At 54.8% G+C, this 12,187-nt stretch carries 9 protein-coding genes; 7 read left to right on the top strand and 2 right to left on the bottom strand.

Annotation, left to right across the window (positions count from 1 at the left end; genetic code table 11):
- Window positions 1-347: 347 nt before the first annotated feature.
- The 7 genes from M8Q45_RS00550 (at window position 348) to darG (ending at window position 10,449) form a co-directional block, all read left to right on the top strand.
- Complete coding sequence (locus M8Q45_RS00550) at window positions 348-2,324, top strand: type I restriction-modification system subunit M (protein ID WP_249873199.1); 1,977 nt, start codon at window positions 348-350, stop codon at window positions 2,322-2,324.
- A complete protein-coding gene (locus M8Q45_RS00545; RefSeq protein ID WP_249873198.1) occupies window positions 2,321-3,655 on the top strand; it encodes a restriction endonuclease subunit S in 1,335 nt (444 codons plus the stop codon). Before M8Q45_RS00550 ends, M8Q45_RS00545 begins: the two co-directional genes overlap by 4 nt.
- The gene (locus M8Q45_RS00540; protein ID WP_249873197.1) at window positions 3,655-6,855 is read left to right on the top strand and encodes a type I restriction endonuclease subunit R; all 3,201 of its coding nucleotides are present in this window, start codon (window positions 3,655-3,657) and stop codon (window positions 6,853-6,855) included. Before M8Q45_RS00545 ends, M8Q45_RS00540 begins: the two co-directional genes overlap by 1 nt.
- Before the next feature lie 201 nt (window positions 6,856-7,056).
- Window positions 7,057-7,977, top strand: a complete 921-nt coding sequence (locus M8Q45_RS00535; RefSeq protein WP_249873196.1) for a restriction endonuclease — start codon at window positions 7,057-7,059, stop codon at window positions 7,975-7,977.
- A 163-nt stretch (window positions 7,978-8,140) separates the two neighbouring features.
- Window positions 8,141-8,719 (top strand): DarT ssDNA thymidine ADP-ribosyltransferase family protein, encoded by a 579-nt coding sequence (locus M8Q45_RS00530; RefSeq protein ID WP_249873195.1) that lies wholly within the window; start codon window positions 8,141-8,143, stop codon window positions 8,717-8,719.
- Window positions 8,720-9,364, top strand: coding sequence for a type II toxin-antitoxin system toxin DNA ADP-ribosyl transferase DarT (gene darT, locus M8Q45_RS00525; protein ID WP_249873194.1), 645 nt, complete (start codon window positions 8,720-8,722; stop codon window positions 9,362-9,364).
- Entirely contained in the window at window positions 9,361-10,449 is a 1,089-nt protein-coding gene (gene darG / locus M8Q45_RS00520; RefSeq protein WP_249873193.1) for a type II toxin-antitoxin system antitoxin DNA ADP-ribosyl glycohydrolase DarG, read from the top strand. Before darT ends, darG begins: the two co-directional genes overlap by 4 nt.
- Window positions 10,450-10,546: 97 nt before the next feature.
- On the opposite strand, the gene M8Q45_RS00515 is transcribed toward darG, so the two are convergent.
- On the bottom strand, window positions 10,547-11,884 hold the full coding sequence (locus M8Q45_RS00515; protein ID WP_249873192.1) for a type II toxin-antitoxin system HipA family toxin: 1,338 nt from the start codon (window positions 11,882-11,884) through the stop codon (window positions 10,547-10,549).
- Complete coding sequence (locus tag M8Q45_RS00510; RefSeq protein ID WP_249873191.1) at window positions 11,884-12,147, bottom strand: helix-turn-helix transcriptional regulator; 264 nt, start codon at window positions 12,145-12,147, stop codon at window positions 11,884-11,886. The genes M8Q45_RS00515 and M8Q45_RS00510 overlap by 1 nt, the downstream gene beginning before the upstream one ends.
- Between the last annotated feature and the right edge of the window lie 40 nt (window positions 12,148-12,187).

Below are 12,187 nucleotides of genomic sequence, written 5' to 3'. Positions count from 1 at the left end.
ACCCGCGTATCCTCCGCCCCACATTTGCGAGCCCACGCCTCGCACCGACAAGGCAGATCACTTTCTGACCAAGTCCCACAGCCGGCCGCAAGAGCCGGATGTACGTTTTGAAGGCTGGTAAGGTTTGTCAAAAACGAGCTGAATCAGTCAACGAGAAGCCGGCCATAAGCCGGCTTTTTAATGTCTGAGCTTTAATCCCACAACCCTTGCCCAGCCCAGACTCAGCCCGTACCCGATCTATCAACGCCCAAATCCTCCCAATAACCTATCAATCCTGCATGACCTATGACATGTAGGTAGTCCAGCGGGTTAAACTCGGCTTTTTGCCTACTCCAAGGAGTTGCTGCGTGAACACGGAAAATCATTCCCAGACGGCCGCCTTTCTCTGGTCGATTGCCGACCTGCTGCGTGGTGATTTCAAGCAATCCCAGTACGGCCGCATCATCCTACCGTTCACTTTATTGCGCCGTATGGAGTGCGTGCTAGCACCAACGAAAGACGAAGTGATCAAGCAGACATTCGCCCAGGAAGGCCGTCCAGATACTGTGCGCGAAATGATCCTGCTGCGCTCCGCAGCCCAGCAATTTTTCAATGCTTCGCCGTTGACGTTAGGAACCCTGTCGGACACTCAGACCGCCGCCGACTTAATGAGTTACGTACAAGCCTTCAGCAAGGACGCCCGCGAAATCTTCGAGCACTTCCACTTCGAAGACTTCGTCCAGCAGTTGTCCAGCGCCAATCTGCTCTATCAAGTGGTACAACGATTTGCTGCTACCGATCTGAGTCCCGAGCGCATCAGCAACTTCGGTATGGGCATCATCTTCGAAGAGCTGATCCGCAAATTTGCGGAAAGCTCCAACGAAACTGCCGGGGAGCATTTCACCCCGCGCGATATCGTGCACCTGACCACCTCGCTAGTGATTACCAATCAGGATCACAAACTCACGCCCAACAGCATCGTCACGATCTATGACCCAACGGCGGGCACGGGTGGTTTTCTGTCGGAAGGTGATGAGTACATTCAGTCCATCAGCGAAAAAGTCAGCGTTTCACTGCATGGCCAGGAGCTAAATCCCGAGTCTTACGCCATTTGCAAAGCGGACATGCTGATCAAGGGCCAGGATGTCGTAAGCATCAAGCTCGGTAACACGCTGTCCAACGACCAACTGGCCGGCAAGCGCTTCGACTTCATGCTCAGCAATCCGCCCTTTGGTGTGGAATGGAAAAAGGTGCAGAAGCAGATCACCGACGAGCACACCCACAAAGGTTTCGATGGCCGCTTTGGCCCCGGCCTGCCACGGGTGTCCGACGGTTCGCTGCTGTTCCTCCTACACTTGGTCAGCAAGATGCGTGACCCGCGCGACGGTGGCTCGCGCATCGGTATCATCCTCAATGGATCGCCGCTGTTTACCGGCGGCGCGGGTTCGGGTGAGTCGGAGATTCGCCGCTACTTGCTGCAGAACGACCTGGTCGAAGCCATCGTCGCGTTGCCGACGGACATGTTCTACAACACCGGCATCGCCACCTATGTGTGGATACTCAGTAACCACAAGGCTGCTGCGCGCCAGGGCAAGGTGCAGTTGATCGACGGCAGCCAGCACTACGCCAAAATGCACAAATCGTTGGGCAACAAACGCCAATACATCACTGAGGATCAAATCAGTGAGCTGGTGCGCCTGTATGGTAGCTTCGAGCACAGCGCACATAGCAAAATCTTCCCCATCGATACCTTCGGCTACCGCCGTATCACCGTTGAGCGTCCGCTGCGCCTGAACTTCCAGACCAGCGCCGAACGTCTCGGCAAGGTGTTGGAAGAAAAAGCCCTGCAGAAACTCGACAGCGCCGCTCAGCAGCAACTGATGAAGGCCCTACAAGCCATGGACGCCTGCGTGCTCTACCGTAACCGCGAGCAGTTCAGCAAGCAGCTGAAAAAATCTCTCACCGCGCACAGCATCAGCCTGAGCACGCCGGAGCTAAAAGCATTGCTCAATGTCCTGAGCGAGCGCGACCCTGAAGCGGATATCTGCACCACCAAGGGCCAACCGGAAGCAGACGCCGGCCTGCGCGATAATGAGAACGTGCCGCTGGGCGAGTCGGTATATGAATACTTCCAGCGCGAAGTTATTCCTCACGTGGCGGATGCCTGGATCGATGAGAGTAAGACCGATGCCCAGGACGGCGAGGTAGGCATTGTTGGCTTCGAGATTCCCTTTAACCGCCACTTCTACGTATTCCAGCCGCCGCGCCCACTGGCCGAGATCGACCGCGACCTGAAAACCTGCACCGACCGTATCAAGCAGATGATTGAGGGACTATCCGCATGACGTTCCCTTGCTATCCGAAATACAAGGCGTCAGGCTACATGTGGTTGGGAGACGTACCTGAAAGCTGGGTGCTCAAGCGTCTTGGCCATTACTTCGATGAACGCCGCGAAAGAGCCAGTGATACTGAGTTCGAGCCTTTGTCAGTTACCAAACAAGGAATTGTTCCCAGGCTGGAAAGTGCAGCAAAAACGCAGGATGGGGACAATAGAAAGAAGGTGTTGGTGGGCGACTTTGTTATCAATAGTCGATCTGACCGCAAGGGTTCTTCCGGATTGTCTCCCCTAGATGGATCAGTCTCCTTGATTTGTACTGTATTGATCCCAACTGGATTATACGGCCCATTTATTCATCATTTATTCAGAAGCGAGCTTTTCCAGGAGGAGTACTATCGTTGGGGCAAGGGAATAGTTGCTGACCTTTGGAGCACGAATTTTTCTGACATGAAGAATATTGTGCTGAGTGTCCCTTCTGAGGCCGAACAAATCCAAATCGCCCGCTTCCTCGACCATGAAACCGCCAGCATTGACGCGCTGATCGAAGAGCAGAAGCGGCTGATCGAACTGCTCAAGGAAAAGCGCCAGGCCGCGATCTCCCACGCCGTAACCAAAGGCCTCGACCCCACGGTGCCGATGAAAGGCTCCGGCGTAGAGTGGCTCGGCGAGGTGCCGGTGCATTGGTTAGTGGCCGGTCTGAAGTGGTTCTGGTCAGTAACCGACTGTAAACACATCACAGCTGAGTTTGTGGACGATGGAATTCCTCTCGCGAGTATTCGTGAGGTGCAGAGTCGTTATGTTGCTCTCGATAACGCAAAGCAAACCACAGAAGTATTTTATCGGCAGCTTATTGAGGGCGGTCGAGACCTTGTTGCAGGCGATTTAATATTCAGTCGTAACGCTACGGTTGGAGAGGTGGCACAAGTCGCTGATTGGCATCCTCCGTTTGCTATGGGTCAAGACGTGTGTGTGCTGAAAAAGCGATACGAATGGCTTTCAAGTGACTATTTGCAAGCTGTTTTGCGCTCTCCAGTCGTTATGGTACAGCTCGAGAACCTGATGATCGGCTCCACCTTTAAGCGAGTAAACGTAGAAGACATCCGCGGGATTATTGTGCCTATGCCGCCGCAGGACGAGCAGAAAGACATCGCCGAATATTTGATCTATGAAACCGAAATGTTCGACTCGCTGCTTTCAGAAGCGCAAAACGCGATAGCGCTTCTCCAAGAACGCCGCTCCGCCCTGATCTCCGCCGCCGTCACCGGCAAAATCGACGTTCGCGGCTGGCAGCCACCAGTCAGTAAACCATCCCCCGAATTAGCACAAGAGGCCGTGTAATGGCGGACAGCAAGGAAGCGCAGTTTCAACAGGACATCATCGACGCCCTGTCCGCCCAAGGCTGGCTGGTGGGTACGGCCAGCGGCTACGACCGCCACACGGCGCTATATACCGAAGATGTGCTGGGCTACTTCAAGGATGCCTGGCCGGAGCGTTGGGACAAATTCGCCAAAGCCAACCCGAACAACCCGGGTGATGTGCTGGTACAAAAGCTGGTGCGCGAGCTCGAGCAAAGCGGCACCCTAGATGTGCTGCGCCATGGCATCAAACTGCCGGCGGTAAAAGTCGAGCTGTGCAGCTTCCAGCCCGACCACGGCATGAACCCGGAGACCCTCAAGCGCTATAAGTGCAACCGCCTGCGCGTGGTGCCAGAGGTATCTTATTCCCCTCATGCGCGTGAAAACAGCAGCGGCGGGCAAAGCTACGACCCACGGCTCGATCTGGTGCTATTCGTCAACGGCATCCCCACCGCCACACTGGAGCTGAAAAGCGAATTCAAGCAGTCGGTGGAAAACGCCAAGCGTCAATACCGCTACGACCGCCCAGTCAAAGACCCGCTGACGCGCAAACCTGAACCACTGCTGACCTTCAAGCGTGGCGCGCTGGTGCACTTCGCCGTGGGCCAGAATGAAGTGGCTATGACCACCAAACTGGCGGGCAAAGACACCTTCTTTCTACCGTTTAACCTCGGCAGCGAGGAAGGCGGCGCAGGCAACCCAATGCCTGCCGACGACAGCCAATACGCCACCAGCTATCTGTGGCAACGCCTGTTGCAGCCGGATGCCTGGCTCAAGGTGCTGGGCCGCTTCCTGCATTTGGACAAGAAGACCAGCGAAGACTTCGACGGCACGCCGGTAACCAAGGAAACAGTGATCTTCCCGCGTTATCACCAGTGGGAGGTGGTCAACACACTGATTGATACAACCCGTGCCGAAGGCCCGGGAAAGCGCTACCTGATCCAACACAGCGCCGGCTCAGGCAAGTCCAACTCCATCGCCTGGACGGCGCATCAACTGGCTTCGCTGTACGACGATGCCGGTCAGCGCCTGTTTAACTCGGTGATCGTAGTCACTGACCGAACAGTGCTCGATAGCCAGCTGCAGAACACCATCTACCAGTTCGAGCATGCCCAGGGTGTAGTCAAACCAATCAGTCGCGACATCGGCAACCAGAGTAAATCCGAACAATTGGCTGAGGCGTTGGCTGAACAGACGCGCATCATCATTGTCACCATCCAGACTTTTCCTGCACTGTTCGATGCGTTAGACAAATATCCCAAGCTGGCTAGCGGACGTTATGCGGTAATCGCTGACGAGGCGCACTCTTCGCAGACCGGCTCCTCAGCTAGCAAGCTGAAGCAGCTACTCGGTAGCGATGCACAAGACGCCGAGGAAATCAGCGCCGAAGAATTGTTGGACGCTGCTGTACAAGCGCGCCAACCGAACGAGCGCATCAGCTACTACGCTTTCACTGCGACGCCCAAACCCAAGACCCTAGAGCTGTTCGGTCGTCCGGCTGACCCTACGCTGCCGGCCAGTTCCAGCAATAAGCCCGAGCCCTTCCACCTTTACTCCATGCGCCAGGCTATCGAGGAAGGTTTCATTCTCGACGTGCTGCGTAACTACACCACCTACAGCACCGCCTGGAAGATCGCCCACCCGGATGGCGAAGATGACGAGGTGGAGAGCAAAAAGGCGCGTATCAAGCTAGCTCGCTGGGTGCGCTTGCATCCTTACAACATCAGTCAAAAGGTTGAAGTGATCGTCGAGCACTTCCGCGGCAATATCCGCAATTTGCTCAATGGCCAAGCCAAGGCCATGGTGGTGACCAGCAGCCGCCAGGAAGCGGTGCGTTATCAGTTAGCGGTGAGGGCTTATGTAAAGCAGATGGGTTACAACGATGTGCACCCGCTGGTGGCATTCTCTGGCAGCGTGCTGCCCGATGAGGCGATCCCTGAAGAGGTGACGGAAAGCAGCAGCCTGCTCAACCCTGGCCTAAATGGCCGCGACCTGGCGCTGGCATTCGATACCCCAGACTTCAACGTGATGATCGCGGCCAACAAGTATCAGACTGGATTCGATCAGCCCAAGCTGTGTGCCATGTACGTGGATAAGAAACTGCAAGGCGTGGATTGCGTGCAGACCCTGTCGCGGCTGAACCGTACTTTCGGCGACAGCAAAGAAACTTTCATCCTCGATTTCTTCAACGAGCCGCAGGATATTCTCGACGCCTTCTTGCCGTACTACACCAAGGCCGAGCTGAGCGATGTGACCGACCCACAAATAATCTACGACCTTCAGAAGAAGCTGGATGCCGAGGGAATCTACTACTGGCAGGAAGTCGAGGCGTTCGCCATGGCCTTCTTCGACCCCAAGGCTGCGGCCAGTAAGCTCAGCTATTACTGCGCGCCGGCCAAGGAGCGCTTTGCCAAGCGTTACGCCATGTCGTTAGAGTCGCGCCAGCAGGCACTAGACTTCAAACGTGTGGCCGAAGCCAACAGTGATAGTAACGGACTGAAAAAAGCAGAGTTCGCGCTGAAAGAGGCTGGCGAACAAATAGATCAACTCGACCTGTTCCGAAAAAACTTACAGAGCTTCGTGCGCCTGTACGAATTCCTCTCGCAGATTGTGGCTTACGAGGACCGCGAGCTGGAGCAGCTTTGCGTCTACGCCAAGCATTTGCACCCACTGCTGCGGTTGGATCGCCTGCAACAAGACGACGTGGACGTGGGCGAGCTGCAACTGACCCATTACCGACTGAGCAAGCGTGCCGAGCATCAACTGCACCTGAGCGAGGAACAAGGTAAGTACCAGTTAAAGCCTGGCAGCGACGTGGGCAGCGGTAAACCTCATGACCCGGAGAAAAAACGCTTATCGGAAATCATTGAGGCCCTCAACGAGATATTTGGCGCCGAAGTGAGTGACGACGACCAGTTGCAATTCCTCGCTGGTATCGCTCAACGCATCAGTCGTCAGGAAGATGTGATGGCGCAGGTAAATAACCACTCGATCGAACAAGTGATGCACGGCCTGTTCCCGAAGCGAGTGCTAAACACCGTACTGGACGCCATGACCGACCACGAAAAACTGTCGCTGGAAGTTTTGGACAACGAAACCAAAAGTCGGGCGTTTGCGCTGGTGATTCTAAAGATGCTGAAGACGACGGCTGGTTTCGATGAGGATCCACGGCACGGTGCCTAATGGGTTATTCATCGGGAAAACTCAATTACTAAAACGACGGGGGAATTTACGGTGCAGGAAAGCTCTGCCACATCAGTCCTCCGGCTACACAATAGCTTACGCTTTGATAGCGCCACGACTCACTCGCTATGGGCTGCCTGAGAAACCGTAACTTATACTCGCTCCTCGACCGCAAAAAGTAGCCATCACAGGGAAGCGTCCATGTCCGTTCCAACCTACGATCAGTTCATCGAACCTATCCTGCGCTTTCTCGCTACCAAACCTGCCGGAGCCCTTGCTCGGGATGCCCATGAGGCGGCAGCCAAGATGCTGCAACTGACCGTAGAACAACGTGAAGAAGTAATCGCCAGTGGGCAAGCCACCTATAAAAACAGAGCGGGCTGGGCGCATGATCGGCTGAAGCGCGCCGGCCTATCCAGTAGCGCCAAACGTGGATATTGGGAACTGACGGAGACAGGTGCGACTTACGCCAAAGACCATCCGGCTCCCTTGCCGTCCGATGAAGTGGAACATTTAGCCATCGGCTATATGAATGTGAAGCTGAAGGTTGCCCCCGACGCTGCCCCGCTTGATGACGAAACGCCTATTGGGCCTGACGTAACCTCCGCAACCGCGAGCCCAGATGATCGCCTCGAACAAGCACTCCAGGAATTACGCAACGCAACCGCTGCCGATTTGTTGGACAACTTATTACAGGTGAGCCCTAACCGCTTCGAAGTCATCGTACTTGATGTGCTCCATCGCCTGGGTTACGGCGCCAGCCGCAATGACCTACAGCGGGTCGGGGGCTCTGGCGATGCCGGCATCGACGGCATTATTTCGCTCGATAAGTTGGGACTCGAGAAGGTTTACGTGCAAGCCAAGCGATGGCAAAACACAGTGGGTCGCCCTGAGCTGCAGGCCTTCTACGGTGCGCTCGCCGGGCAAAAAGCCAAACGCGGCGTTTTCATCACAACATCTGGTTTCACCGCTCATGCGATCGACTTCGCTAAATCGGTAGAAGGCATCGTGTTGGTGGACGGCATGCGGCTGGTGCACTTGATGATGGATCACGAAGTGGGCGTTACATCACGAATCTTGCGGCTGCCGACGTTGGATCGCGATTATTTCGATGAGGAATGAGCTGCAGCTTTTCTGACAGAGGGACCATAACCGCATAACTGTTGTGGTCTTGAGTGATGGCATATTAGAATCAACCCGCATGCCCTACTAGACCCCTCGGGTTGAGGGTTGGGGAACAGCTAGGACGGCGCCCATTAGATATGCGTAGGTCAAGGAGACCGCTATGTCAGACGCCAGAAGCATCAAAGATCAGTACTACGTCTACCATCTGACTTCTATTGAAAACCTGGATGGGATCTTCTCTGCAGGCCTGAAGCCTCGGGCCAGCCTCGCCAATTTCACTGATGTTGCCGACAGTGAGATTCTCAAGAAACGCAAAGCTCTCAACCTTGACCGCTATGTCCCCTTTCACTGGTTCGCCGGTAATCCGTTTGATGGCCGCGTGCAGCTTGATCACCCCGAATCAACGTTCGTGCTGATCTCAGTTTTCAGAACATTTGCCAAGGAAAAGGGCTGGAAGATCATCCCGCAGCATCCACTTGCAGATGAGGCAATTCAGGTCCTCGACTACAGCGCGGGGTTCCAAGCCATCAATTGGGAGCTCATGAATACCCGCGAATATCAAAACCACGAGTGCAAAAACGTTTGCATGGCTGAATGCTTGTCTCCCTACGTGGTTGCGCCAAAAAATTTTTCCAGGATTTACGTCCCAAACGATGAAGTGAAACAGCTTTGTGAGGCTAAAATGCGCCCCATCAATCTAGCGACTCCCATCAGTGTGAACCCTGGAATGTTCCTATAAATGATCTACAGCAGACTGAATCCAGAGAAGGCTCTGATTTGGCGTATTGTCCATCGGGACAACCTGCCTTGGATTCTGGACAACGGTCTGCACTGTGCAAATTCGAACGTTCAGTCACCGCAGTACGTAAACATCGGCAACCCTGACTTGATCGACAAGCGCCGAACCCGCCACGTCCCCATAGCACCGGGAGGGGTATTGGCCGACTACGTGCCCTTCTATTTCACACCCTTCTCTGTGATGATGAAAAACATCCACTCGGGGTGGAGTGTTCAACAGCGCAGCAATGACGAGATCGTGATTTTGGTTTCTAGCCTGTACCGCGTTGAGGAGATGGGCCTTCCGTTTGTCTACACGACCGCGCATGCCTACCCGGATTGGACAGACTATTACAGCGACCTAGCGAATCTCGGCCAGATCGATTGGTCTATCATCCAACGACGCGACTTTAAGCGCGACCCTGACGACCCCCGGAAGATGGAGCGGTATCAGGCCGAAGCGCTGATCCACAACCATCTACCCATTACAGGACTCCTTGGCATCATGTGCTACACCGATGCAATGAAAAAACGCATAGAACGAGACGTAGCCGCTCGAGGCCTGACGTTGGCTGTTCATGCGCGTCCAGGATGGTATTTCCAATGATCAGGTTTACCCAAGGCAACCTTCTAGAAGCCAAAACCGAAGCCCTCGTCAACACGGTGAATACCGTGGGCGTGATGGGTAAAGGTATCGCGCTGATGTTCAAAGAGCGCTTCACGGAGAATTACCGCCTGTACTTGGCTGCCTGCAAGGCTGGCGAAGTGGAGACGGGCAAGGTTCACGTGACCGCGGTCAGCGAACTGGAGGGGCCACGCTGGATTGTGAACTTCCCGACCAAACGTCACTGGCGCTCACCTTCGCAGATGGCGTGGATAACCGAAGGTCTGCACGACCTACGTCGCTTTCTGATCGAAAACGATGTGAAGTCCGTGGCGGTTCCACCGCTGGGCGCTGGTAACGGTGGTTTGAAGTGGCCCGAGGTTCGCGAGCAGATTGTTGAAGTCTTGAGCGATCTGGATATCGATGTGCTGGTGTTTGAGCCTTCCAACCAGTATCTGAACGTTGCTAAACGCAGCGGCGTGGAAAAGCTTACGCCGGCTCGTGCACTGATTGCTGAATTGGTTCGTCGCTACTGGGTCCTGGGTATGGAATGCAGCCTGCTTGAGATTCAGAAACTGGCTTGGTTTCTTGAGCGCGCCATCGAAAAGCTGCCAAACACTGAAAACCCTCTCAATCTTCAGTTTGTTGCTCATAAGTACGGACCCTATGCCAACCGGTTGGAGCATCTGCTCAACAATCTGGACGGCAGCTACCTGCATTGCGACAAGCGCATCAGTGATGCGGGTATTAGCGATGTGATCTGGTTTGACGAAGGGCGCAAAGCGTTCTTACAGACCTATCTTCAAACAGAGGCCAAGGAGTACGCCCAGGCCTTGGAGCGTACCGCCGAGTTGATCGATGGTTTTGAGTCGCCTTTTGGCATGGAATTGTTGGCTACGGTTGATTGGTTGCTGAGCCAGGATGGGATTTCCCCGACTGTTCCTGCCGTGCGCGAGGCGTTGAAGCATTGGGATGGCGGAGCGGGTGCTGCGGCTCGTAAAAGCAAGCTGTTCGATGATCAGGCGCTTGATATCGCGCTGAAGCGGCTGACTTCCAGTAGTTTCAGGCCGGAGGTTGCGACCTGTTAGGGGTAACGTATGACTTGGACAATTATCCAACAGGTTGTTGGACAATTTGGGCGCTCGTCGCTTCAGGCCAGAGTCAGCTGCCTGCTAGCTTTATTCCCTAGCGCTTACGTGGTGCAAGTAGCTCAGAGCGACCGATCTGTTCTCGATTTCTTTCTGGCGCTCGAGGCCCCGAGAAACCTGCCTCGGTAATAGCCGTATCCAGTCCCCGAAAGTGCGGAGATGATTTTGGGCTACGTAGCGTCTCCATACCTTCATTCCATGCATGCACCATGTGTTTGGCCACATCTCGCCAAGCGGGCTCGTTCTTTGCGGCTTCGATAACCTCTTTACCCACGGCGACAGCAGATTCGCACAGTTGCTCGACCATTGCCGCGTACTGACGCGGAGGGATGTTTAAGCGACCGTTGAAAAACTGCTCAAGCGTGCGCCCCGGCGTCCATGTTTGCCGACCGCCTACGGACAAACCTGGCGGGTTCGCGGCAAAACGCGGATAGGCTTGAGTGGTCACCAAGTCATAGACTGGCGTAAACGCTACGTCTGCTCGCGAGGTGTAATAAAGCGCAATGTTTTTGGCATGGCAGTCGGCGTTACGGACTACGTAGTTCGTCAGCAGATGCCAACCGAAGTGTTCACGCTGTTCTCGCAATCGCTCTCCAGAAATGTATGCCCGAGTGGCGTTCCACACTCTTTCCGTAGTGGTCGCGTATTTCTCATGGGGCGGCAAGCCCAGGAGTCCACATGCGTCCTCCAGCCCACAGCGCGGTAGGCCGTTTTCATCGACATCAAAACGATTCACCACCAGAACTCGACCATCGTCTGACATACGGCACGTTGCTACCGGTACGACCTGCAACCGCTCCAGCACACGCATGGTGTAGAACTCGTTAAAGCCCAGGTAAGGCGTCGTATCGTCTGAGCCTTTGATGATGTGAAACCCGGTACGTAGAGTGGGTTTGCCCAGGGGCAACGCGTCATGCCCAACATCCTGCGCGATGAACTTGGGCACGACGCCAGAAATAGCCGCGCGTGCATAATGGCGTACCAGCGTCGCAAAATGCTCGGTTGTGTTTTCAGCGGTCAGCAGATGATCTATTTCCAAGGGCTCCATTTCGACGCCCGGCATGATGCCTTCCGGTGTTACCGTCACACGCCCAACGCCTGCACCGCCAATTACGGCTAGCAGTGATAAGTCCGTGCCATCCAGCAAGGCGCCAAACTCTTCACGGATAACTCCCAACAAGTACCCTTCAGGTAAGTTCTGCCGAAAAAACGGGAACAGGTCACGAGGCCAGCGCCACGGCTCTTCACGCACGGGTAATGCCAAACTGACAAAGTCCGTCGCAGCTGTACCCGGAAGGTATTTCAGGACGTACTCATCACGCTCTCGGTAAAGTTTGGCGACCGTTTTGCCGCTGACGTGTACGTCTAAGATCATTATTCAGAAACTCCGGAACGCTGCTCGGCAAGAATGTCCTCAACCGTGCGCTCATGACCAGCTTTCACCAGTTTCAAGTCGTATCCAGCCGCTTCCAATAATCGGACGAGGGCCGAGACACTCATGTCCCCCTTTGCCATTGTTTCCATACGTGCCACTGTTGAACGGGATACGCCAGCGCGAGTGGCCAAGGCATCCTGGCTCAAATCGGCTTCACCTCGCGCCTGTTTCAGCATTTCAGCTACATCGAACAAGGTGGTCATTTGTAGCCCCCGAGCATCAAAAATCTAGATTCTGGCCGAT

This window comes from Pseudomonas sp. T1.Ur (genome assembly GCF_023516725.1).
GTDB lineage: Bacteria > Pseudomonadota > Gammaproteobacteria > Pseudomonadales > Pseudomonadaceae > Aquipseudomonas > Aquipseudomonas alvandae.
Note: the sequence above shows the minus strand (reverse complement) of the source record. Positions and strands in the feature narration are given on the sequence as shown.

Bases quoted from the DNA above. Each gene is read 5' to 3' on its own strand.
- M8Q45_RS00545 (WP_249873198.1), top strand. From the start codon at position 2,321: ATGACGTTCCCTTGCTATCCGAAATACAAGGCGTCAGGCTACATGTGG.
- M8Q45_RS00540 (WP_249873197.1), top strand. From the start codon at position 3,655: ATGGCGGACAGCAAGGAAGCGCAGTTTCAACAGGACATCATCGACGCC.
- M8Q45_RS00535 (WP_249873196.1), top strand. From the start codon at position 7,057: ATGTCCGTTCCAACCTACGATCAGTTCATCGAACCTATCCTGCGCTTT.
- M8Q45_RS00530 (WP_249873195.1), top strand. From the start codon at position 8,141: ATGTCAGACGCCAGAAGCATCAAAGATCAGTACTACGTCTACCATCTG.
- darT (WP_249873194.1), top strand. From the start codon at position 8,720: ATGATCTACAGCAGACTGAATCCAGAGAAGGCTCTGATTTGGCGTATT.
- darG (WP_249873193.1), top strand. From the start codon at position 9,361: ATGATCAGGTTTACCCAAGGCAACCTTCTAGAAGCCAAAACCGAAGCC.
- M8Q45_RS00515 (WP_249873192.1), bottom strand. From the start codon at position 11,884: ATGATCTTAGACGTACACGTCAGCGGCAAAACGGTCGCCAAACTTTAC.
- M8Q45_RS00510 (WP_249873191.1), bottom strand. From the start codon at position 12,147: ATGACCACCTTGTTCGATGTAGCTGAAATGCTGAAACAGGCGCGAGGT.